Annotated in this window: 25 protein-coding genes; 10 read left to right on the top strand and 15 right to left on the bottom strand. The window is 57.5% G+C overall.

What is annotated here, in order from left to right:
- Nucleotides 1-6: 6 nt before the first annotated feature.
- On the bottom strand, nt 7-1,092 hold the full coding sequence (locus tag ACR0CZ_RS03050) for a polyamine ABC transporter substrate-binding protein (protein ID WP_170398992.1): 1,086 nt from the start codon (nt 1,090-1,092) through the stop codon (nt 7-9).
- A 140-nt stretch (nt 1,093-1,232) separates the two neighbouring features.
- On the opposite strand from ACR0CZ_RS03050, the gene ACR0CZ_RS03045 reads away from it, so the two are divergent.
- Together ACR0CZ_RS03045 and ACR0CZ_RS03040 are read left to right on the top strand one after the other, a co-directional pair.
- Nucleotides 1,233-1,916, top strand: a complete 684-nt coding sequence (locus ACR0CZ_RS03045) for a GntR family transcriptional regulator (protein ID WP_170398994.1) — start codon at nt 1,233-1,235, stop codon at nt 1,914-1,916.
- Between the two features lie 75 nt (nt 1,917-1,991).
- On the top strand, nt 1,992-3,389 hold the full coding sequence (locus ACR0CZ_RS03040; RefSeq protein WP_170425910.1) for an aspartate aminotransferase family protein: 1,398 nt from the start codon (nt 1,992-1,994) through the stop codon (nt 3,387-3,389).
- Between the two features lie 40 nt (nt 3,390-3,429).
- On the opposite strand, the gene ACR0CZ_RS03035 is transcribed toward ACR0CZ_RS03040, so the two are convergent.
- Entirely contained in the window at nt 3,430-4,746 is a 1,317-nt protein-coding gene (locus ACR0CZ_RS03035; RefSeq protein WP_170399000.1) for a lytic murein transglycosylase, read from the bottom strand.
- A 70-nt stretch (nt 4,747-4,816) separates the two neighbouring features.
- A complete protein-coding gene (locus tag ACR0CZ_RS03030; RefSeq protein ID WP_170399003.1) occupies nt 4,817-5,524 on the bottom strand; it encodes a helix-turn-helix transcriptional regulator in 708 nt (235 codons plus the stop codon).
- Nucleotides 5,525-5,606: 82 nt separating this feature from the next.
- Here ACR0CZ_RS03030 and ACR0CZ_RS03025 point away from each other — a divergent pair, with 82 nt between their 5' ends.
- Nucleotides 5,607-6,305 (top strand): glutathione S-transferase family protein, encoded by a 699-nt coding sequence (locus tag ACR0CZ_RS03025; RefSeq protein WP_480502903.1) that lies wholly within the window; start codon nt 5,607-5,609, stop codon nt 6,303-6,305.
- Nucleotides 6,302-6,688, top strand: a complete 387-nt coding sequence (locus ACR0CZ_RS03020) for a DUF1801 domain-containing protein (protein WP_170406797.1) — start codon at nt 6,302-6,304, stop codon at nt 6,686-6,688. Before ACR0CZ_RS03025 ends, ACR0CZ_RS03020 begins: the two co-directional genes overlap by 4 nt.
- Here the strand turns inward: ACR0CZ_RS03020 and rnr are convergent.
- The 3 genes from rnr to dapE are packed head-to-tail and all read right to left on the bottom strand — an operon-like array spanning nt 6,679 to nt 10,713.
- The gene (gene rnr / locus ACR0CZ_RS03015; protein WP_170465552.1) at nt 6,679-8,937 is read right to left on the bottom strand and encodes a ribonuclease R; all 2,259 of its coding nucleotides are present in this window, start codon (nt 8,935-8,937) and stop codon (nt 6,679-6,681) included. The genes ACR0CZ_RS03020 and rnr overlap by 10 nt on opposite strands.
- A 57-nt stretch (nt 8,938-8,994) precedes the next feature.
- A complete protein-coding gene (locus tag ACR0CZ_RS03010) occupies nt 8,995-9,570 on the bottom strand; it encodes a TIGR04282 family arsenosugar biosynthesis glycosyltransferase (protein ID WP_480537090.1) in 576 nt (191 codons plus the stop codon).
- 3 nt (nt 9,571-9,573) lie between these two features.
- Entirely contained in the window at nt 9,574-10,713 is a 1,140-nt protein-coding gene (gene dapE, locus ACR0CZ_RS03005; RefSeq protein WP_170465556.1) for a succinyl-diaminopimelate desuccinylase, read from the bottom strand.
- 207 nt (nt 10,714-10,920) lie between these two features.
- Here dapE and ACR0CZ_RS03000 point away from each other — a divergent pair, with 207 nt between their 5' ends.
- On the top strand, nt 10,921-11,979 hold the full coding sequence (locus ACR0CZ_RS03000) for a transporter substrate-binding domain-containing protein (RefSeq protein WP_170399022.1): 1,059 nt from the start codon (nt 10,921-10,923) through the stop codon (nt 11,977-11,979).
- Here the strand turns inward: ACR0CZ_RS03000 and ACR0CZ_RS02995 are convergent.
- Genes ACR0CZ_RS02995 through ACR0CZ_RS02985 form a run of 3 tightly spaced genes read right to left on the bottom strand, consistent with a single transcriptional unit; the run spans nt 11,976 to nt 13,193 of the window.
- Complete coding sequence (locus ACR0CZ_RS02995) at nt 11,976-12,320, bottom strand: hypothetical protein (protein ID WP_170399025.1); 345 nt, start codon at nt 12,318-12,320, stop codon at nt 11,976-11,978. The two genes, ACR0CZ_RS03000 and ACR0CZ_RS02995, sit on opposite strands and share 4 nt — an antisense overlap.
- Nucleotides 12,321-12,357: 37 nt before the next feature.
- The gene (locus ACR0CZ_RS02990; RefSeq protein ID WP_480554100.1) at nt 12,358-12,936 is read right to left on the bottom strand and encodes a TetR/AcrR family transcriptional regulator; all 579 of its coding nucleotides are present in this window, start codon (nt 12,934-12,936) and stop codon (nt 12,358-12,360) included.
- A 14-nt stretch (nt 12,937-12,950) separates the two neighbouring features.
- Nucleotides 12,951-13,193 (bottom strand): hypothetical protein, encoded by a 243-nt coding sequence (locus tag ACR0CZ_RS02985; RefSeq protein ID WP_255611946.1) that lies wholly within the window; start codon nt 13,191-13,193, stop codon nt 12,951-12,953.
- A 142-nt stretch (nt 13,194-13,335) separates the two neighbouring features.
- Here ACR0CZ_RS02985 and ACR0CZ_RS02980 point away from each other — a divergent pair, with 142 nt between their 5' ends.
- A complete protein-coding gene (locus tag ACR0CZ_RS02980; RefSeq protein WP_480537091.1) occupies nt 13,336-14,517 on the top strand; it encodes an aromatic ring-hydroxylating oxygenase subunit alpha in 1,182 nt (393 codons plus the stop codon).
- Between the two features lie 52 nt (nt 14,518-14,569).
- Here ACR0CZ_RS02980 and dapD read toward each other — a convergent pair whose 3' ends face one another.
- The 5 genes from dapD to ACR0CZ_RS02955 form a co-directional block, all read right to left on the bottom strand.
- The gene (gene dapD / locus ACR0CZ_RS02975) at nt 14,570-15,397 is read right to left on the bottom strand and encodes a 2,3,4,5-tetrahydropyridine-2,6-dicarboxylate N-succinyltransferase (RefSeq protein ID WP_170399035.1); all 828 of its coding nucleotides are present in this window, start codon (nt 15,395-15,397) and stop codon (nt 14,570-14,572) included.
- Between the two features lie 92 nt (nt 15,398-15,489).
- The gene (bioB, locus tag ACR0CZ_RS02970) at nt 15,490-16,455 is read right to left on the bottom strand and encodes a biotin synthase BioB (protein ID WP_170399036.1); all 966 of its coding nucleotides are present in this window, start codon (nt 16,453-16,455) and stop codon (nt 15,490-15,492) included.
- Complete coding sequence (locus ACR0CZ_RS02965; RefSeq protein WP_170399039.1) at nt 16,448-17,035, bottom strand: biotin transporter BioY; 588 nt, start codon at nt 17,033-17,035, stop codon at nt 16,448-16,450. The genes bioB and ACR0CZ_RS02965 overlap by 8 nt, the downstream gene beginning before the upstream one ends.
- 121 nt (nt 17,036-17,156) lie before the next feature.
- Entirely contained in the window at nt 17,157-17,756 is a 600-nt protein-coding gene (locus ACR0CZ_RS02960) for a GntR family transcriptional regulator (RefSeq protein ID WP_170399042.1), read from the bottom strand.
- Between the two features lie 44 nt (nt 17,757-17,800).
- Nucleotides 17,801-18,712, bottom strand: a complete 912-nt coding sequence (locus ACR0CZ_RS02955) for a threonine/serine dehydratase (RefSeq protein WP_170399045.1) — start codon at nt 18,710-18,712, stop codon at nt 17,801-17,803.
- 78 nt (nt 18,713-18,790) lie between these two features.
- On the opposite strand from ACR0CZ_RS02955, the gene ACR0CZ_RS02950 reads away from it, so the two are divergent.
- Nucleotides 18,791-19,633, top strand: coding sequence for an LOG family protein (locus ACR0CZ_RS02950; RefSeq protein ID WP_170399048.1), 843 nt, complete (start codon nt 18,791-18,793; stop codon nt 19,631-19,633).
- 3 nt (nt 19,634-19,636) lie between these two features.
- Entirely contained in the window at nt 19,637-20,734 is a 1,098-nt protein-coding gene (locus ACR0CZ_RS02945; RefSeq protein ID WP_170399053.1) for a cystathionine gamma-lyase, read from the top strand.
- Here ACR0CZ_RS02945 and ACR0CZ_RS02940 read toward each other — a convergent pair whose 3' ends face one another.
- Nucleotides 20,735-21,118 (bottom strand): hypothetical protein, encoded by a 384-nt coding sequence (locus ACR0CZ_RS02940; RefSeq protein WP_170399056.1) that lies wholly within the window; start codon nt 21,116-21,118, stop codon nt 20,735-20,737.
- Between the two features lie 157 nt (nt 21,119-21,275).
- Here ACR0CZ_RS02940 and ACR0CZ_RS02935 point away from each other — a divergent pair, with 157 nt between their 5' ends.
- Both ACR0CZ_RS02935 and ACR0CZ_RS02930 read left to right on the top strand, forming a co-directional pair.
- Nucleotides 21,276-22,193: a DnaJ C-terminal domain-containing protein gene (locus tag ACR0CZ_RS02935; RefSeq protein ID WP_170399059.1), complete on the top strand. Its 918-nt coding sequence runs from the start codon at nt 21,276-21,278 to the stop codon at nt 22,191-22,193.
- On the top strand, nt 22,190-22,534 hold the full coding sequence (locus ACR0CZ_RS02930; protein ID WP_170399062.1) for a hypothetical protein: 345 nt from the start codon (nt 22,190-22,192) through the stop codon (nt 22,532-22,534). The genes ACR0CZ_RS02935 and ACR0CZ_RS02930 overlap by 4 nt, the downstream gene beginning before the upstream one ends.
- The last annotated feature ends 22 nt before the right edge of the window (nt 22,535-22,556 follow it).

Here is a 22,556-nt window from a genome sequence, read left to right as displayed (position 1 = left end):
ATCAGATCAGGTGCCTGATTTCACTTTGGTCCAGAGACGTGTCACCACCCGCTGGGTCTTTGCCGGATAAGGTGTGGTGATGTAGAGGTTCTGCATGGTCGCATCATCCGGATAGATCGCCGGATCACCGATCACGTCCTCTTCAAGAAACTCCTGCGAGGCCTTGTTGCCGTTGGCGTAGTACACATAGTTCGACGCCGCAGCCATGTTGTTGGCATCCAGGATAAAGTTCAGGAACTGGTGCGCGCCTTCGGGGTTTGGTGCGTCGACCGGAATAGCCATCTGGTCAAACCACATCAGCGAGCCTTCCGCAAAGGGATGGTATTCAATTTCCACGCCGTTATCCGCTTCCGCCGCACGGTCGCGTGCCTGCAAGATGTCGCCCGACCAGCCGACAGCAACGCAGATATCACCATTGGCGAGCGCATTGATGTATTCCGAACTATGGAATTTCTGAACATACGGGCGCACACTGGTCAGAATCTCTTCGGTTTTCCCAATTACGTCTGTGTCGTGGCTGTCAGGGTCTTCGCCGATATACTGCAGCACCATCGGAATGATCTCAGACGGTGCGTCGAGGAAATGCACCCCACACGAGGCCAGCTTTTCCATGTTCTCGGGCTTGAGCACCAGATCCATGCTGTTAAGCGCAACATCGTCGCCCAGCACTTCTTTGACCTTGCCGACATTCAACCCGATACCTGTCGTGCCCCACATATAGTTGATCGAGTAGGCGTTGTTGGGGTCATACCCTGCGGTTCGTTCCTGGATCACATCCCATAGGTTGCCTGCATTCGACAGCTTGGCGGCATCCAGTTCCTGGAATGCGCCGGCCTGGATCTGGCGTTGTAGGAAAGTGCCTGAAGGCACAACCACATCATAGCCTGACCCACCGGCCAGCATTTTTGTTTCCAGAACCTCGTTGCTGTCGAACACATCGTAGATCAGGGTTAGCCCTGTTTCTTCTTCGAATTTGCTCAGCAGATCTTCGTCGATGTAGTCGGACCAGTTATAGACGCGCACTTCTTCAGCAAACGCGGCCGAAGTCCCCAATGCGACGATCGCTGTCATCCCCAGCGTTTTCAGTTTCATATTTTTCTCCCTGCAACTGTGCGGCCATTTTGACCTTTTTTTGGATTTGATCAAGTTTTGCGTTTCACGACGGTTTCACCTATGGTCGGAATAGGTGAAGATTCTGGCAAGACAGAAACACATGGATTGAGGCAAACCTTTTGGATTTGATCAAAAATAAAGCAGATACACCTCCGGTAGATGAAGAAAAACGCCCAGCGCACGAACAGGTCTATCGGACACTGAAATCCCAGATTCTGTTTGGCGATCTCGTGCCCGGGCAGCCGGTCACGATCCAGGGCCTGACTGATTCGCTTGGTGTCGGCATGACTCCGGTGCGCGAGGCAATACGCCGTCTGATTTCCGACGGCGCGCTCATTTTTCAGGGCAATCGTCGCGTGAGCGTCCCGCTGCTTTCAACCAACGACATCGAGCAGATGATTTTCGCAAGAATTTCAATAGAAACAGAGCTTTCCAGGCGATCCACAAAGAACATATCTATAACCGAGATCGACTATCTTGAGCAGCTGGATCAACGATTGGACAATATGATCGCGGATGGGGACGTAGGGGGTTACCTGCGTTTGAACCACGCCTTTCACCAATCTTTGTATTCCCATGCGGACGCTCCGATACTTGTTGATCTAGCCGAACGGCTATGGCTGCGATTCGGCCCTTCGCTGCGCATCGTTTGCGGTCGCTTCGGCACTCAAAGCCTGCCCGACAGACACAAAGACATTATTGCCGCGCTACGTGAGCGAGATGCAGAAAAGGCCGCGTTAGCAACAGCGCAGGACATTGAGCAGGGTATGGGAATGATGGGCGATGCTTTGCCAAGCACCTAGAAACCAGCGATTCGATTGACAGCATAAAATTTGATCATATTCTATCTGGCAACGACGCTTGCTGGAGAATCCGAGATGTCCACCATCACCAATCACATGCCCACTGCCGAATTGCAGGCGCTGGACGCAGCACACCATCTGCATCCTTTTTCAACCAATGAGTCGCTGGCAGACGAAGGTGTCAGGGTCATCACCCGTGCCAAGGGCGTCTATCTGACCGATAGCGAAGGTCATGAAATTCTGGATGGTATGGCCGGATTGTGGTGCGTGAATATCGGATATGGCCGCGACGAGCTGGCCGATGCAGCCGCACGTCAAATGCGCGAGCTGCCGTACTATAATACTTTCTTCAAGACGACCCATACGCCCGCCATTGCGCTGGCTGCAAAACTGGCTGAGCTTGCGCCAGGTGATCTGAACCATGTCTTCTTTGCCGGAAGCGGGTCCGAGGCCAACGACACCAACATCCGTCTAGTGCGCACCTATTGGGCCGAAAAAGGTCAGCCGGACAAGAACATCATCATCAGCCGCAAGAATGCCTATCACGGTTCTTCTGTTGGATCGGCGTCGTTGGGTGGCATGGCAGGAATGCATGCGCAGGGCGGCATTCCAATCCCGAATGTCCACCATATCAACCAGCCGAACTGGTGGGCGGAAGGCGGCGATATGAGCCCCGAGGAATTCGGCCTTGCCCGCGCGCGCGAGCTGGAAGAAGCCATTCAGGAACTGGGCGAAGATCGCGTCGCTGCCTTCATCGCCGAACCTGTGCAGGGCGCAGGCGGCGTGATCATCGCACCCGACACATATTGGCCTGAAATTAAGCGCATCTGCGACAAGTACGATATACTGCTGATCGCGGATGAGGTGATCTGCGGGTTTGGCCGAACCGGCAACTGGTTTGGCTCGCAAACCGTCGGGATCAAACCGCATATCATGACAATCGCCAAGGGCCTTAGCTCAGGCTATGCACCTATTGGCGGATCGATCGTCTGCGACGAAGTCGCCCGTGTCATCAGCGCCACCGAGTTCAACCATGGCTACACCTATTCCGGCCACCCGGTTGCCGCAGCAGTTGCGCTCGAAAATCTGCGCATCCTCGAAGAAGAAAACGTCGTCGATCATGTGCGCAACGTGGCCGCGCCCTATATGAAAAAGAAATGGGACGCATTGGTCGAGCATCCGCTGGTCGGAGAGGCAAAGATCGCAGGATTGATGGGGTCCATCGCATTGACGCCTGAAAAGGCAAGCCGAGCCAAGTTCGCATCAGATCCCGGCACGATCGGATATATCTGCCGCGAACATTGCTTCAAAAACAATCTGATCATGCGTCATGTGGACGACCGCTTGGTCATCTCTCCGCCGTTGGTCATTACACCGGCCGAAATCGACGAGATGTTCGTGCGCATTCAAAAATCGTTGGATGATGCGTTGGTTGAAATCAACGAAAAAGGTCTGATGAAGCCTGCGTCCTGATCATTAGATCATGGGCGACCCAATTGGGCCGCCCTAATTATCAGCGCATCCTTTCCAGCAGGCCGAGCGACGGGTATCCATCCGGGATCAACCCCTGAGCAACCTGAAACGCGCGCACCGCGTTAATCGTATTTGGCCCGGTGCGCCCATCGATCCCTTGTGTATCGAAGCCCGCCTGAGTCAGCCGACGCTGTAGTTCTTTCTTTTCAGTAAAGCTCAATACGCGATCGCCACGCGGCCAATCGGCCTCAAACGGAGAGCCTCCTGCAAGCCGGTCGGACAGATGCCCGATGCCGATCACATAGGCATCGGCGCCGTTGTAGGCCTCGATCACTTTGAAATTATTGAAGATCATCAGGGCGACACCCCGACCACCCGCCGGTAACAGAATTGCCGCTTGACCGTGATCGGGCACTGCCTTGCCCGAGTAAGCAAGAACCCCACGGGCCGCCCATTCCGACGGCATCAGAGTGAAATCTCGCCGCGCGTTGGCGTAGTCAAAGTCGGATGGTAGTTGCACCTCGACCCCCCAAGGTTGGCCTTTGGTCCATCCATGTTTTGCCAAATAAGAAGCGGCTGATGCTAAGGCATCAGTTGGATTATCCGACCAGATCTCGCGACGCCCATCTCCATCGAAATCAACCGCGAAATCAAGAAACGAGGTCGGCATGAACTGTGTATGCCCCATCGCCCCAGCCCAACTGCCTACCATATTCTCAGGGTCGACATCCCCTGCCTGCAGTATCTGCAACGCGGCGATCAGCTGTCCCTCAAAAAAGTTTGCTCGTCGAGCATCAAAGGCCAAAGTCGCCAGCGACCGAATGGTTTGCTTGCTTCCTCGGTAGGTGCCGAACGAAGTCTCAAGACCCCAGATCGCGGTCACGACCTCTTTTTCGACGCCGTACTGGGCTTCGATCCGGGTCAAAGTCTCTCGGTGCTTGTCTAGCCCAGCGCGACCGTTGGATATCCGCGTTTTTGAAACCGCTCCGTCCAGATATTCCCAGATCGGTTTGGAAAACTCCGCCTGATTGCGATCGCGTTTGATGATGTCACTGTCATAGGTCACCCCAGCCAACGCCCGATCCAGCGTATTGACCGAGATGCCCTGCTCTTGCGCCCGCTTGCGAAATGCCCCCAGCCAAGCCTGAAATCGGGCATTCCCGTCTGCCGATACACGTTGCACCTCGACCTTAGGCCGCAGCACGGGCCGTACCGAGACCGTCACGTCCGCCGAGGCCAGTTGCACATTGTCGACCATAGGTCGGGCCAGAGGCCGTATCGAATTTTCTGTTGTATCCGCCTGCACGATGGATGCCCATAATGCGGCGGTCATAACGCCACCTACACACTTACGCATTCCGTTTTATCCTGATTACTGCTCAGAGCCGATGATAGCGCACAATCGGGATTTCTCAAAACGCAGAACGTCAGGTTTCCTGATCCTGTTCCTCACGTTCCGCGCGAATACGGGCAATGGCATCACGCAATAGCGATACGCGATTGGGTCGGAAGCTATCCTCGGTCACATCCATGCCCTGCATACGATCCAGCCGAAACACTCGGAAATCCTGTCGCAGGTGGCACCAACTCAGCAATACGCTGGCACGGTCCATATAGACGATGCTCAGCGGATTGACCCGACGACGGGTGTCTGCGCCTTTGGCATCGGTATAGGCGAACTCGATCACGCGTTCGTCCCACGCTGCTTGGCGCAGTTCGGCGACATCGATGGTTGGCACGGCCGGCCTGTCAAATCGCGTGGCGGTCAAAACCGCATGGCTCAATCGGTTCGACTGGCGCTGCGGCAATCGGCCCTGCAGCTTGCGTAAGGCTGCGCTTGCGGCATCCGACAGCGCCGGGTCTCCGATCAATTGTACCTCGCGCAAGCCCAACACCAGTGCTTCGAGCTCGTCATTGGTGAAACCCAACGGCGGTAGGGTCGCATCCTCGATTAGGGTGAACCCGAACCCGGCCTCTCCGTCGATTATCGCTCCGAGGCCACGCAATGCATCGATATCCCGGTGCACTGTGCGCGGCGAAACGCCTAAATCCTGCGCCAATTGAACCGACGTCCTGGGCGAGGGGCCAGATCGTAGGGCCTGCATCAACTGAAAAAGACGGGCGGTGCGGGACATAGTATATTCTACTCTAAATCTAATGTCAGAATCTGTCATCAGTCCGGCGTATCCATCAGGCGTCCCAACTATGGAGCTGATGATGCTGACCCTTCTCACCTTCCCCTCTGCCTTTGGCCTGTTCAGCGCCAGCCCATTCTGTGTGAAAACGGCCCTGATGCTTCAAAGCGCGGGCCTGCGCTGGCAACGGTCCGATCTGTTGGACCCACGCAAGATGCCACACCAGAAGCTGCCGGTTCTGCGCACGCCTGAACGTCTGATTCCGGACAGCGACCTGATCCGCGACTGGATTGAGGCTCAGGGGGCCGATTTCGATGCTGGCCTGACTGACCTGCAAAAAGCCCAGTCCCGCGCACTGGTCCGCATGGCCGAGGAACACCTTTACTTTCATGTCGTGCAGGACCGTTGGGCCAATGATGAGGTTTGGCCAATCCTGCGCGATACATTCTTTACCGTCATTCCCGCACTGATCCGCAAGCCGGTTTCGAATTCGATCCGGAAATCCGTTCTCAAGGGGCTCGCGTTTCAAGGTGTATCCCGCTTTTCGCCCGTCGAACGACAAGACCGGCTGGAGCGCGACTTTGAGGCGATCTCGGCCTATCTTTGGCAATCGCCCTACCTGATGGGAGAGAAACCTACCTCGGCGGACATGAGCGTCGGTCCAATGCTGGCGGCGATGCGCGCGACACCGTCAGACACCCCCCTGACCCGACGGATTAAACAAGATAAGCTGCTCAACAGCTATATCGACCGAATGGAGCAGGCGATCCCGCTATCATGACAGCCTTTGAGGACAAAAAAGTCGCTGCAGCCTATGAGGCGCTACCGGAAGAGACGCGCAATGGGGCACTAGCGCTGCGCGAGTTGATCTTCGAAACTGCGGCCTCGCTGCCACGCGCTCAGCCTCTGGAAGAAGCGTTGCGGTGGGGCCAGCCCGCCTATCTGGCGCCCAAAGGCTCGACGATTCGTTTGGGCGGACACAAGGCGGCTTGCTTTGCGTTGTTCGTACACTGCCAAAGCCGACTGATGGGGGATTTTACTTCCGCCTTTCCTGGAGAGGATCGGATCGACGGCAATCGCGCGATTCTGTTCGACCGGCCCGATCAGATTGATCCTACGCGCCATGGCTGGCTGATTGCGCGCGCGCTTACTTATCATCTCTGACGGCGTTTGCGTTCGACCTTGCGCTTGATCTTGTCCTTCTTGCGCTTGGTGCTGGCGGCCTTGCGCCGCGTTCCGCGCTTGGCGGGGCCACGGCCGCGCGGCAGCGCCTGATCATCGATGGACAACAACTCCAATTCCAATCCGCCCGTCACAGGCGTCGCCTCGGTCAACCGCACCGTGACACGCTGGCCAATGGCGATGATCAGCCCGGTGTCCGAGCCCATCAGCGTCCCGGCCTCTCGGTCGAAATGGAAAAACTCTCGCCCCAGCGAACGCACTGGAACCAGACCGTCCGCTCCGGTCTCGTCCATCTTCACGAAGGCACCGAACCGGGCAATACCGCTGATCCGGCCAGAAAACTCATTGCCGACCCGCTCGCTGAGATAGGCCGCCAGATAGCGATCAGTCGTATCGCGCTCGGCCATCATCGAGCGGCGCTCGGTATCCGAGATATGGGTCGCCGTTTCTTCCAACCGTGCAATCTCATCCTCGGTCAATCCGTCCTTGCCCCAGCCATGGGCTGAGATCAGCGCGCGATGCACGATCAGATCGGCATAGCGCCGGATGGGAGAAGTGAAATGCGCATAGTTCCGCAGAGCCAGCCCAAAATGGCCGAAATTTTCGGGGTTGTAATAGGCCTGCGCCATCGACCGCAGGGTCGTCAGGTTGATCAGTTCCGCATCCTCGGTACCAGCAGCAGCGTTTAGCAGCGCGTTCAAATGTCGGGTCTGCAATACCTGTCCTTTGGCGAGATTTAGTCCCGCCGCCTGCGCCGTCTCTCTCAGGCTTTCCAGCTTTTCAGGCGCGGGCTCTTCGTGGACGCGGAACAGTAGCGGGCGGCGTTTGGCGATCAGGGTCTCGGCAGCGGCGACATTGGCGAGGATCATGAATTCCTCGATCAGCTTGTGCGCATCCAGCCGGTCACGGAACGCGACGCTGGTCACCTCTCCCGCATCGCTGAGTACGATTTTGCGCTCAGGCAGGTCCAGTTCCAGCGGCTGCCGCACGGAACGTGCCTTTTTCAGCGCAGCATAGGCGGCGTAAAGCGGATTCAGCACCGTATCCAACAGCGGCCCGGTGCGGTCGTTCGGGTTGCCGTCGATGGCCTCCTGCACCTCGGTATAATTCAGCGAGGCGGCAGAGCGCATCAGGCCGCGCACGAACCGGTGGCCGATCTTGTTGCCTTCGGCATCAATCTGCATCCGAACCGCGATACAAGCGCGCGGGACGCCTTCGTGCAGGGAGCATAGATCGCCGGACAGGCGATCCGGCAGCATCGGCACTACGCGGTCCGGGAAGTAACTGGAGTTGCCCCGCTTGCGTGCCTCGCGATCCAGAGCCGTACCGGGTTTCACATAGGCGGCGACGTCAGCGATGGCGACCCAGATCACATGGCCACCCGGGTTCTTGGGATCGTCATCGGCATGGGCATAGCAGGCGTCGTCGTGGTCCCGTGCATCCGCAGGATCGATGGTCAGCAACGGCATATCCCGCAGGTCTTCACGCCCTTTCAGTCCAACGGGTTTGGCCTTGTCGGCTTCTTCGATCACCTTGTCCGGGAAGTCGTCGGGAATACCGTGTTGGTGGATGGCGATCAACGAGACAGCCTTGGGCGCGGTCGGATCGCCGAGCCTTTCAACAATGCGCGCACGTGGCAGGCCCATGCGGTTCTTGGGTCCGGCCTGCTCGGCCTCGACCAGCTCACCGTCCTTGGCCCCCAGAACGGCCCCGTCCGCGACCAGCCATTCTGTCTGACCAGCCTTGTCGATAGGTACGATCCGGCCACCCTCGGCCCCTTTGCGGAAGATACCGACGATCTTGCGTGGGTTGGTGCCAATGCGGCGGATCAAGCGGGCTTCGTAATTGTGATCTTCCTCATGCACCACGGTCAGGCGGGCCAGAATGCGGTCACCCTCACCCAGCGCCGGATCGCTGGCACGCGTTACGAGCAGAACGATGGGCTCGACCCCCTCACCGTGCCACTCCAACGGGCGCGCAAACAGGTCGCCATCTACGTTCGGGGCCTTCACCTGCAACACGCTGACCGGCGGCAGACGATCCGGATCGCGATAGCTGCGGTTGCGTTTTTCCAGATGGCCGTCGGCCTCAAGTTCTTTCAGGATACGCTTCAGATCGATCCGATCCGCGCCCTTGATGCCAAAAGCCTTGGCAATATCACGTTTCGAGGTCAGGGTAGGGTTCGCCGAGATCCAGTCGAGGACCTCTTGCTTGGTCGGAATGCGTGTCATGAGTTTGGCCTAGCACGAGCATGCAACCGCGTCATGGTCAAAAAGCGGTGCCTCATGTCAGCCGTGCAGATCGGCCACGGTATCCACATCGCGCAGATGATCCAGCAACGCCACCCGACGCCCGGGAATCGAAGCCAACGTGTCGGCCAACGCATGTCTCGTCGACCAACGCACGTCTTGGAACAGCCCCGAAGGCAGCGCCCCATAGCGCTGCGCACCGACCAGCCAATAGCCACCATCCGGGGCGGGCCCGAACACCATCTCAGCCCGGCCCAACGCGCGAAAAGCCCGCGCAATGTGACCCCGTGTAATGCCCGGAATATCCGCACCGATCAGGCACACCGGACCATCGGGAGCACCGCGCAACATCCGCCCCATGCGGTCGCCCAGATCTCCGCGCCCCTGAGGCTTCCGGGGTAAATCAACAGGCCAGACCCGACTGTCCATTCCCTCCCTATTTGGAGAGACCGCCAGTACAATCTGCCAGCGCGGATCACGCAGACGCCGGATCAGAGATCGCGTTTGATGCCGAAACCACCAAGCAGCCCCAACCATGCCGATATCGCGCCCCAAACGGGTCTTGACCCGCCCTGGACGTGGCTCTTTCACCATTATGACCAGCGTTTTCTGCATGGATCAGGCGAAGTAATCCGTCAGAATACGGGTGTAGATCGCCTTGAGTTGATGAATTTGCGCCACTTCGACACATTCATCAACCTGATGCATGGTGCGCCCGACCAGACCAAACTCGACCACCGGGCAATGATCTTTGATGAAGCGGGCATCCGAGGTCCCGCCGGTGGTCGAAAGCGCGGGGCGGATATTGGTTTCTGCCTTAACAGCATGAGCTACCAGATCAGACAATGCCCCCGGAGGGGTCAGAAAGCTTTCACCCGAAATCTTGATCCGGGTCTCGACATCGACGCCGAACGCCTCGGCAACGGCGGCTGCCTCGGATTGCAACCAATCGCTCAAACTGGCCCCGGAATGCAGGTCATTGAACCGGATGTTCACTGTCCCAGAACATTGCGCCGGGATCACATTTGTCGCCGGATTACCGGTGTCGATCGTGACAACCGCCAAGGTCGAGGCGTCAAAGTGGTCGGTACCCTGATCCAGTTCGCGGCTGGCCAGCCGATCCATCAGCCGTGCCATCGCTGGCACCGGGTTCTTCGCCCGATGCGGATAGGCCGAATGCCCCTGCACTCCGGTCACAGTGAACCACGCAGTCATCGAACCGCGTCGACCGATCTTCATCATTTCGCCCATCGTGTTCGGACAGGTGGGTTCGCCCACCAGACAAACCGACATCCGCTCATCCGTTGCGGCCATGTGATCCAGTAAAGCAACAGTGCCATCCAGTGCGTCGCCTTCTTCATCACCTGTGATCGTCAGGATCACCGCCCCATCCGGGGGCGTGTCACGCACAAAATCGATAGCCGCTGCCGCAAATGCTGCCACGCCCGATTTCATATCCGTTGCGCCCCGGCCGTACATCACCCCGTCCCGGACCTCGGCGCCAAAGGGGGGCATGGTCCAGGCTGCTTCATCCCCTACCGGAACCACATCCGTATGACCATTAAAGCCAAAGCTGCGCGCGTGACCCTTCTGCCCCCACCGGGCGAAGAGGTTGCAGGTTCCACCTCGATCTACGCGAGTGCAATAGAATCCCGCCTCCTCCAGCACCTGCTGCAGCAAGACCAATGCCCCGCCTTCATCAGGTGTGACTGATGGGCAACGGATCAGATTTGCTGTCAGCTCAACTGGATCGGTCATATTGGGCCTCTTGTCCTTAGGGGTGCCTGTGTTCGTGCACAGATTCAACGAATTGCCCGGATTGCCAACCCCGAATAGTCGAATTCCGAGACCGAATGCCCAAGCGGCTTGATTTTGCACCCCAACAAAACATGAGCGTTGACCCAGCGGCTGCCTTGCCGCGCTGCCCTTAAGTGCGTTAGAGGGCCGCGAAACAGGTGATTCCACATGAAGCGTGTCTTCTTCGCATTGATCTGCCTGACTTTCGCGACTATTGCGCAGCAAAGCCAGGCCCAGTCTCTTACGGTTACAACGGTAACCCGTCCTCCGTTCTCATTTGTTGAGGACGGTGCCCAGACCGGTTTCTCGATGGATCTTCTGGCGGCACTGTCTGAATCACTCGGCTGGGAATACTCGGTCAACCGCGTCGAGACATTTGGAGAAATGTTGGGCGCGGTTCAGGATGGTTCTGCCGATCTGGCGATCGCTAATATATCGATCACCGCCTTGCGCGAAACCCGAATGGATTTCACGCAACCGATATTTGAGGCCGGATTACAGATCATGGTCCCGTCAGAGGCCGCTCGCCAGCCATCGCTGTTGCACGCTTTGCTGTCTCGGGAATTGTTCATCGCCATCGGGCTGGCCTTTGCGATCCTGCTTGGTGGCGGCATGCTGATGTGGAGTTTTGAGAAACGCGCGCAGCCCTACTTTGATCGCAAATTGAATGAGGCGTGGTTCCCCTCGTTCTGGTGGGCCCTCAACCTGGTGGTGAACGGTGGCTTTGAAGAGCGGATGCCGCGCACCCCGTTTGGCCGCCTGTTGGGTGTAGTACTGGTGGTTTCATCCCTATTCATCGTCTCCGTTTTCACGGCCCGGATCACCTCGGTGATGACGGTGGACGCAATCACCGGCAGCGTCAATTCGGTCAACGACCTTTACGGCAAACAGGTCGGGACGATTTCCGATTCAACCGCCGCCAGTTTTCTGAACCGGCGCGAGATCGACTATACCGGCTATGGCGATCTGCAGGACATGCTGAACGCGTTTGAGAATAAGGATTTGGATGCGGTCGTTTTCGACGCTCCGATTCTGTCCTATTATGCAAGCCACGAAGGGCGCAGAATGGCGACAATGACCGGGGGCATCTTCCTGCGTGAAAACTATGGGATCGCATTTCCAACCGGATCGCCATTGGTCGAAGACGTCAATCAGGCGCTGCTGTCCCTGCGCGAAGACGGCACCTATGACGAAATCTATCGCAAGTGGTTCGGGGTAAGAAACTAAGCAGTTTCCTCGTCGCCGAAGAATGGCGTCATCTGTGCCACGATAACCGCGTTTTCATCCAGCGCCCGTTGCATCAATGCCCGCTCATCCGGATCGATATCATGTCCTTGCGCCTCACGCTCGGCCAGGGTGCCATAGCCGGTGACATCCAGCGGTGCAGTATCGGCCTGCTTCAGGATCGCTACTGTCTCGCGCACGGCTTCGGCCTCGTCCACGCCGCTGGCAAAACACATCAACGCCGCCCCGGTCGCGCCTTCGGGCAGGCCGTCGCCATCTTTGCGACCGATCTGAACCAACAACGTATAGACTTGCTGGCGCGAAGGTTTTTTCTGCTTTTCCATAGTGCCCGCAATACGCTGGCCCGATGGCACGGTCAACTCAGTCGCAGGTGCTGGCGTATAGGTGGTCCAACAGCATCTGCGCTGCCACGCGCTGCGTGTCGCGCCATTCCGCCCGGGGTCGCAATGGCATCACAGCATCCGTATTGAAATAAATTGCGGACATACCCGCTGCCACGGCTTGGACCCCTTGCACATTGGCAGCAGGCAGTTCGTTCATGATTTCAGCAGCGATCCTTGCCTCGAAGTCATAGACAAACCCAAGCAAGGGTTCTCGCAAATCCGCGTGTCTTTCTGAGGCTGCGACCAAAGCGGCAAAAACCGCAGCACTTTCCGAAGAATAGGTGCCGCGTCCGAACAAAGCGTCCAGCATCGCTGCAACCCGATCAGTGCACGGCAGAGTGTCGAAGAGCGCCTCAACCTGATCCGCGAAGACTTTCAGGACGTGATCTAGCAGCTTGCTAACCATCTCATCCCGGTTGCCCAGATAGTGGCGCAGCAATGGCCGCCCGACGCCCGCCTCTTCTGATATGCGCGCCAAGGTCGAGCCATCCAGCCCGTACCGCGCGACACAACGCATAAATGCGTTCAGGATTTGCTCGGATCTGGCGTCTTTCATACTGGGACGGGGCATCAGAATCCGTTCGCAACTGGTGGAAAAACATCCGCCAGAACGTAGAGAACGCCCAAACCGATCCACAAACCCGTCAGCGACCAGAACAGTGCCGGATCTGTCGCGCGGTTTATCGGTTCGATCAAGAAGGCCTGCCCCGAGCGCACCGCCAAGAGCCCCCAAAATATGAACAACAGACCCCAAAGGCCGTAATACCCGGCGAAGGTCGAGACAAGAAGCGCCGCTAGAATTAGCAGTGTCATCCACCTTTGATTCCTCAGGGTTTGAATAAAAGTCATCCTGCCTCCAAGCGGGTTCAGAAAAATCTTAAGGTGAAATCTGGACATTCGAAGGTTTATTGTCAATATTGATGATTATCATTTTTGACAATAAACGGACTCAACAATGCCGTCTGACGCACTTCCGGATCAACCCAAGCAACAACTGCCGCGTGAGGCATATGTCTCGGACAGTTGGTATGAGGCCGAACAGAAAACCCTGTTCAGCAAGTGCTGGAGTTTTGCCGGCGTGACTATGGATTTCACCGAACCCGGCGATTTCAGGACGATTCAGGCCGGGGCCTACGCTCTGATCGTCATACGGGACGCAAATGGCGACTTGCGCGCCTTCCACAACCAATGCCGCCATCGCGGAACCGAGTTGTTGGAAGGTTGCGGCAACGCAGGCAAGACCATTGTCTGCCCTTATCACAACTGGGTCTACAATCTGGATGGCGCATTGCGCGGAGTACCAGCCCAGCGCGAGTGCTTTCCGGATCTGGACAAGAAGGCAACCGCGTTGTTCGGTGCCTCAGTCGGTGTCTTCCGCAACCTTGTTTTTGTTCACCCAGAACCGGATCAAAGCTTTGACGCGTGGCTTGGCGATCTGGCTCAAATACCTTGGCCTCATGATCTGGCATCAAGCGAGCTACAAGAGAACCCCGACGACGTGGTCTATGAGATCAACTGCAATTGGAAGGTCTTCTTTGAAAATGCAATCGACGGCTATCATCTGGCCTATCTGCACAAAGACACGTTGGGCGGGCCAACCCATGACAAGAATCTTTGGGAGGTTTTTGGCCACAACATGGTCTGGTGGTCGACCGAGCGCGAAGGCGTCAAACATCGTATCCCTCAGTTTGTTGAAAACTCGGCCAAAGGGTCCGGCCTGAAAACGGTACGGAATGCCGAAACGCCGGGCTATGGTGGGGTCTACATGCTGTTTCCGACCACGATCCTGACGCCAAACCCCTGGGGGTTTTCGATATCGACCATGGAACCGGTCGACGCCAACACAACTCTGCTGCGGGTCAGAAACTGGTCGCCTAAAGGCTGGTTCACCTATACGCATCGCGCGGCGGACATACCCGGATACGACCCGGAATCCGGTCGGATCAAATCCTCTCACTGGACCCTGCACCCACTGGAGACGGGGGATTTTCAGACCGAGGATGTCTGGGTGTGCGAAAAGATGCAGCGCGCCCTTCAATCGCCCCGATATCAAGTCGGCCCTCTGGCCAAAGGGGCCGGAGGTGAGGCGGCGATTGATTTCTTTCAGCAAACAGTGCTGGAGTTCATGCCAAAATAAGAAAGGCCGCAGAGCATGCACTCTGCGGCCTATTCAAACTGAAACGAGGGGATCAGTCGCGCAGTAGCTCATTGATCCCAGTTTTCGAACGGGTCTTTTCATCGACGCGTTTCACGATGACCGCGCAATACAGGCTTACATTGTTCTTGGACGGCATCGAGCCCGCAACAACCACCGAATAGGGCGGAACCTCGCCATACATGACTTCACCGGTTTCGCGGTCCACGATCTTGGTGGATTTACCGATGAATACGCCCATGCCCAGAACCGAACCCTCGCGGACGATGCAGCCTTCGACCACTTCCGAACGCGCACCGATAAAGCAGTTGTCCTCGATAATGGTCGGACCGGCCTGCATCGGCTCCAGTACGCCTCCAATGCCGACGCCGCCCGACAAGTGCACGTTCTTGCCGATCTGCGCGCAGGAACCAACGGTGGCCCAGGTATCAACCATCGTGCCTTCATCGACATAAGCGCCAAGGTTCACGAACGAGGGCATCAGCACCACACCAGGTGCGACATAGGCCGACTTGCGGACCACACAGTTTGGCACGGCGCGGAACCCTGCCGCGCGCCACTGGTTCTCTCCCCAGCCGGCGAACTTGCTGTCGACCTTATCCCACCAGCCGCCGTCTTGCGGGCCTCCGGTCTGGATTTCCATGTCCTTGATGCGAAACCCCAGCAGAACTGCTTTTTTCGCCCACTGGTTCACGTGCCAATCACCACTGTCGAGCTTTTCAGCCACCCGCAGCGAACCGCTGTCCAGCGCGCTCAGCGTGTCTTCGATTGCTTCTCGTTGCTCGCCGGTGGTCGCAGGGGTGATTGTGTCACGTACTTCCCAGGCGGCTTCGATGGCGGCTTCCAGTTGCGCATTGGACATGGGGCGTCTCCCTAGAGAATCTGTTCACGTTGATGTGGCCTATACGCAAGCGAGACCCATGGCGCAATGCGACGCGGATACCTCGGTTTGCGTCAATCTTCGGTAAGTGCGCTGAGTGCGGCAAACATATCCCGGTCATTTTGGGTTCCGGCATTGGGTGCAGTCAGCAACACATCGCCGTAGAAAACCGAATTTGCGCCAGCCAGAAAGCACAAAGCCTGCTCGGCAGTTGAAAAGTCCGACCGTCCTGCCGACAAGCGCACCCGTGTTTGCGGCATGGCGATCCGCGCGGTCGCAACCATGCGCACCAGATCAAAAATGCCTACTTTTTCTAGATGCGCCAGCGGCGTGCCTTTGATCGGGATCAGCGCGTTTATCGGTACGCTTTCGGGATGCGGGTCAAAATTCGCAAGGACCTGCAACAGCGAGGCACGATCCCGCAGGCTTTCACCCATACCAATAATGCCGCCGCAGCACAGATCAATACCTTCGTCCCGGCAATAGCTGAGGGTCTCAAGACGATCCTGATAGGTACGAGTTCCAATAATCTCGCCATAGAATTCCGGCGAAGTATCCAGGTTATGATTGTACGCCGTAAGTCCCGCCTCCGCCAATCGTTTGGCCTGATGTGGCTTGAGCATGCCCAGGGTCACGCAAGCCTCCATGCCCAGATCGCGCACGCCCCGCACCATGACCAGCACATTGTCGAATTCTTCGCCGTCGCGCACCTGACGCCATGCAGCACCCATGCAAAACCGTTCAGCCCCCGCATCGCGCGCCCGTTTGGCAAGCGAGATGACATGCGCAGGGTTCATGAGCTTTTCCTTGGTCAGCTCGACCTCGCGATGATGGGCGGATTGCGGGCAATAGGCGCAATCCTCGGGACAGCTTCCGGTTTTTATCGACAGCAGGCTGGCTTTTTGGATGTCGTTTGGATCGTGATACGTCCGGTGAATTACATTTGCGCGACCTACCAGATCCAACAGTGGGAGGCGCATCAGCGCCTCCACTTCATCCACGGTCCAATCGCTGCGGATATCTTGCCCGGTATCAAGCATCTGGCTGCGGCCCACGGATTTTCTGCATCAGACCCGTCGGCAGGCCAATCACGAGAACGGCTGCCAATGCAATCTTCACGAGATCACCCAGAATGAAAGGGCTGAAACCGTAAACCAGAACCTTGTCTGCAGGCACGAACTGAGCCAACCAACCCAGACCCAGCGCATAGATCACCGCAAGTCCAGCCAGCATCGCCGGAACCAGAAACAGTTTACGCAGATTGTCCGCGGCCCATCCAACCATGACCGAGGCGACCACGAAACCCAGTAAATAACCTCCGGTTGCACCCATCATATAGGCCAGCCCGATGCCTTTTTCGGGCGTTCCGGCAAACACGGGCAAACCCACTGCCCCGGCGACCATGTAGCCGATCACGGTTGCAGAACCGAGACGCAGCCCAAATGCCGCGGCGATAGCCATGACAGCGGCGACTTGAAGGGTCATGGGCACAGGCCAAAATGGCACCTGGACTTTTGCACTGGCGGTCAAAAGAAGAATACCCAACGCGACACGAAGGATCTGACCCGCAGGGGTTATTACTCCGGCGGCCGGGAGGGTGGATTGCAGAGTGGCTTTCATCGTCATTCTCTTTTTATAGATAATATTGCATAGATTCGGAATTAATCATCATTTTTATCTATTAAAAATCAAGTCAAATCCTCTGAGGAGGCACAGATTGTAGTTTCAAAGGCAGAAAGTATCAGCTTGCACGACGGATATGGCGCAGAAGTATCGAGGTTGCGGCGGAAACGTCTTTGCTCTTCAGTGCCTGAATGATCGCAGCGTGATCCGTATCGACGCGCTGCACCCATTTGGGCCGCCAATGTGCAAACAGGTGCCTGGCACTGGCAATGTGCAGATCATCGACAGCATGCAAAAGACGGGGCAACCCGCAAGGTGTCAGGATGGCACGATGAAACACCCTGTTCCGCGCCTCCCACTGAGGCATGCTCTCTGCCTCATCACACGCCTTTCGTGCATCATCAGCAGCCTTCAGAGCAGCTGGGGTCATGTTTTGCACGGAATGCTGCATCGCCAGCGTTTCCAGCGCGACACGCATTTCGATCACCTCACGCACTTCGGCAGGGTCCAACGCGGTGACGCGCATGCCCTTTCGCGGCTCGCTTTTGGCCAATCCATGCGCCTCAAGCCGCAGCAGTGCTTCGCGCACCGGAACATGGCTGGTCTCAAAGTCGCGCGCGATATGGTCCTGACGCAGCTTTTCACCGGCAGGAAGATCGCCGGTGATGATTTTCTGGCTCAGGGCACTATAGATTGTGTCGGCAATAGTCGCGGTCATGAATTATAGATAAAATCCATGAACAACATCTACAAGCCGTATTCTCAACCTGTTAGCGGATCTGGCGCGATGTTCCCGCCGCAAATCAGCACTGCGACACGCTCACCCGGCTCCGGCTGGTAAGCGCCCGAAATCAGTGCGGCAAGCGCAGCAGCCCCTGCTGGTTCAACCAGTATTCGATGCGTCTGCCACAGAGTATTCTGGGCTTGCGCTATCGCATCATCAGAAACCAGAACCGAACTCATACCTTGGGCCAGCCCAAAGCAAATCTCACCAATTCTCCGTGCGCCCAGTGCGTTCGCTGCAATGCCCGAAACGGAAACATCAACCGGTTCGCCCGCAGCCAACGCAGCATTCAGCGCGCAAGAGGTTTCCGGTTCGACCGCCACGACTTTGCGCGCACCCTGAAACCATGCCAAAGCTCCGGCAATCAGCCCACCGCCGCCCACGGCCACCAATACTGTGTCCGCCTGCAAGCCCTGCGCGTCCCATTCAGCAAAACATGTCCCCTGCCCTGCCACCGTCGCTGGCGCATCATAGGCGTGGATTTGCATGGCGCCGGTGCTTTCCTCATGCGCCTGCGCCATGGTCAGTGCATTGGCGTATTCACCCGAAACAACACTCAGATCAGCCCCGATCCGCTTGATCAGCGCAATCTTGGAGGGACCTGCAAGTTCGGGCACAAAAATCTTCGCTGGGTAGCCCAGTGAATGCGCGGCATAAGCCGCTGCCGCACCGTGGTTGCCACCGGAAGCCGCCACGACGCCTGCCGCAGGCACATCCATGCTGAGCAGGGTATTGAACGCCCCGCGCGCTTTGAAGCTGCCCGTGTGCTGCATATGTTCAAGCTTCATTTCAATCGGATAGCCCGGAATGTGGCTTTCCATCACCGGTGTGACCTGCGCGTGTCCGGCAATGCGGTCCCGCGCTGCCAATATTTCACTTTTCCAATCCATTCTTGTCTTTCCGTGACTGGCACTCTGCCCGCGAACCCTATAGCTGTTTTGGAAACACGCAAGCAGGGAACCCCGCATATGAGAGAAGATCGCCTCAGCCCCTTTCGCGACGCACAGACCGACCGCTCGACCGCAAGCGAGGTACCGGATACCCCGCAGACGCGGTCTTCGGCCTATCGCCTTGCCTTCGCTGATGATGACTTCCTGTGCCGGGATGAGCTGCGCCCCGTGCGGCTGCAACTGGAGCTGCTGAAGCCCGAGATGATCATGACCGAGCGTGAGATCACCTCGACCATCGTCATGTTCGGTGGCGCGCGCATTCCGGAACCCGCTCAGAAACACACGGCACGGACCGAGACCTTGGCCGGGCTGTCGAAATACTATGATGAAGCGCGTGAGTTTGCGCGGCTGATGACCGAGAAGTCAAATCAGACAGGCTGCCGCGAAAATGTGATCGTCACCGGTGGCGGCCCCGGCGTGATGGAGGCGGGTAACCGTGGTGCACAGGATGCGGGCGGGTGTTCAATCGGCCTGAACATCGTGCTTCCGCACGAGCAGGCTCCGAACCTATACGTGACGCCTGATCTCAGCTTCAATTTCCACTACTTCGCCATCCGCAAGATGCACTTCCTTATGCGCGCTCGCGCCATCACCATCTTCCCCGGCGGCTTCGGCACCATGGATGAGCTCTTCGAATCCCTGACTTTGATCCAGACCGGCCGCATGGACCGCGTCCCTTTCCTGCTGTTCGGGCGTGAGTTCTGGGAAAAGGTTATCAACTGGGAAGCGCTGGCCGATGCGGGCACGATCTCGGACGAGGATCTTGACCTATTCCGCTTTGTCGACACTGCGCAAGAGGCAGTCGAGATCATCGAGAACTGGGAACCCGCGCCCCCACGCGATGAAATACCGGGGCGCTGAGCCATGAGCCCGAAGACCGGAGAAATGTTGCACCTGCGTGGGAATGCGCTGAACAAGGGCGAGCCTGTGGCCCTGCCGTTGACCCAAAGCAGCATGTACCATCTGCCCGGCGCGCCGGATGGGCATGCCAGCTATGGCCGGGTCGATAACCCGACCTGGGTGCATCTGGAACACGTTCTGTCGCATCTCGAAGATGCACCCTGCCTCAGCTTTCCTTCGGGTATGGGTGCGATTTCGGCGGCCTTGTTTGCGACGGTCCAAGCCGGGTCGCGGCTGCTGATCCCGTCCGACGGGTATTATGTGACGCGCCTTTTGGCTGATCGGTTCCTGTCAAATCTGGGCGTCTCGGTTATCGAACGCCCAACCACCGACTTTGCCGAAGGTGGCTTTGATGAATTCGATGTGGTGTTTCTAGAAAGCCCCTCGAACCCCGGTCTGGACATGCTTGATCTGCCAGTAATCGCCGAGGCCGTGCGCGAGGCCGGCGGCATCACCATCGCCGACAACACAACGATGACCCCATTGGGCCAGCGCCCACTGGACCTTGGCGTTGATGTGGTTGTGAGTTCAGATACCAAAGCGATGGGTGGGCATTCGGACCTGTTGATGGGTCATTTAGCCAGCCGCAATCCGCAAATCATGGAGCGAGTTGAGGAATGGCGCCGCGTCTCCGGTGCGATCCCGGGGCCACATGAAGCGTGGTTGCTACATCGGGGTTTGGAGACTCTGGATGTGCGGTTTGATCGGATGTGTAGCTCAGCACAAATACTGGCTGAACGGCTGGCGGCGCACCCGGCCGTGAAACAGATCCGCTATCCCGGACTGACCGATGATCCGGCGCACACATTGGCGACGGCTCAAACCACGCGCTTCGGGTTTCTGCTAAGCATCACGCTTGAGACCGAGAACAAAGCCGAACAGTTCATCAACAGCTGCCCACTGCTGCGTCCGGCTACATCCTTCGGCGGCGTCCACAGTTCGGCCGAGCGGCGCGCCCGTTGGGGGGATGCTGTCGATCCTGCTTTCATCCGCCTGTCCGTGGGGTGCGAACCGGTGGACGAGTTGTGGCAGGCCATCGAGGCCAGTTTAGACGCGATATGACTATTTCTTAGGGTCGCGCAGTTCGGGAAACACGTAGATCGGCAGCACAATACTGCCGATCAGAGCGCCCAACCATACCAGCAAGGTTGCGGCCAACAGATTTGAGATTCCGCCAATGGTCAGACCGGATGTGATCAGATCGGTGACCAGAAGGCCAACAAAGGTCACGATCAAGGCAATTCCGCCCTTCAGCGCCGGTGCCTTCTTTTCCCCCAGCTTCAGGATCAGCGGTTCGGCTATCACCTGGACCAGGGTGAACACGACTACCACCACGATGAAGGAAATCGGTCGGATCGCAAACTCTGACAGCAGCAAACTGGCCAACAACAGCCCGATGGCGTTCCCAGCCAGCAATGCCAGCACCGATTTGAGCCTGCGCGTCATGGGGTGATCTCCGTCAATGATCAATCTGAAACATCTTAATATTAGCAGAGCTTGACAGATTTACGAGACAATTTAGCCGCCTCTTCTTTTTGACCTGTTGAAATCAATTGATAAAATACCTTCATCAAGGCCAAACCCCACATCGACGAGAGGCAAGATGAGCGACGATCCCTATTCCGTACTTGGCGTCGCCAAAGACGCCAGCGATGCCGAGATCAAGAAAGCCTATCGGAAGATCGCCAAAGAATGCCACCCGGACCTCAAGCCGGGCGATGCCGAGGCAGAGGCCAAGTTCAAAGCCGCTGCTGCTGCTTATGACCTGCTGAAAGACCCCGAGACGCGCAAACGCTACGACAATGGCGAAATTGATGCGTCGGGTCAGGAACGTCCGCAGCAGCAGTATTATCGCGAATATGCCGAGGCTGCTGGCAACCCTTATCGCGGTCACGCGGCTGAACAGGACGATATGTCCGACATCTTTGCCGAATTCATGCGCGGGCGGGGTGGATATGGACAGCGCACGCAGGAGTTCCATGCACCGGGCCACAACCTGAACTACTCGCTGCAGATCAGCTTTCTTGACGCCGTTTTTGGAGCCAGTCAGAAATTGACCCTGCCAGATGGGAACCGGATTGAAGTGAAGATACCTGCGGGTATCACGACCGGGCAAACCATCCGCCTGCGTGGCAAAGGGGCCCCGGGGTACGGCGATGGGCCTCCCGGCGATGCGCTTGTGACGATCTCGGTTGCGGATCACCCGGTGTTCGACCGTCAGGGCGATGACATCCACATCACGCTGCCCATCACCATTGATGAGGCCGTTCTGGGTGGCAAGGTTCCCGCCCCCACCATCGACGGTGGCGTCAATGTCAGTGTCCCAGCGGGGACCAGCAGCGGCAAAACCCTGCGCCTGCGTGGCAAAGGAGTCAAGAAACGCGGCTCGTCCGAGCGGGGCGATCAGTTCATAGAACTGACCGTCGCAATGCCAGATAAGGTAGACGATGAATTGAAGCACTTCATGGAGACATGGCGCGAAACCCACGGCTATGATCCGCGCAAAGGAATGCCGTCATGAACCGCACATTGACCGAAGCCGAACTGATCGACGCCATCACCCGCCTGACTTCGGATCGCCTGACCGAATATCTGGCCGCTGAGATCGTGATCCCCGAGCAATCGGAGCAAGGTCTGCGATATCAGCGTATCGACGTTGCACGTCTGGAACTGGCATGCGAACTGCATGACCAGTACGACATGGAGGCCGATGCACTGTCGATGATGATCTCTCTGATCGACCAGATGCATGGGCTGCGCGCCGAACTGCGCGAGGTTTTGAACGCAGTCGAGGCGCAACCGGAACCGGTTCGCCAACAACTGATCGAAGTGATCGGAACAGCGCGATTCCGTCGCAGTTAACGGGGTTTTGGGAGCCGGGATT

This window comes from Ruegeria sp. H9, assembly GCF_056532915.1.
The sequence above is the reverse complement of the archived record's forward strand: the minus strand, read 5'-3'. Positions and strand labels throughout refer to the sequence as shown.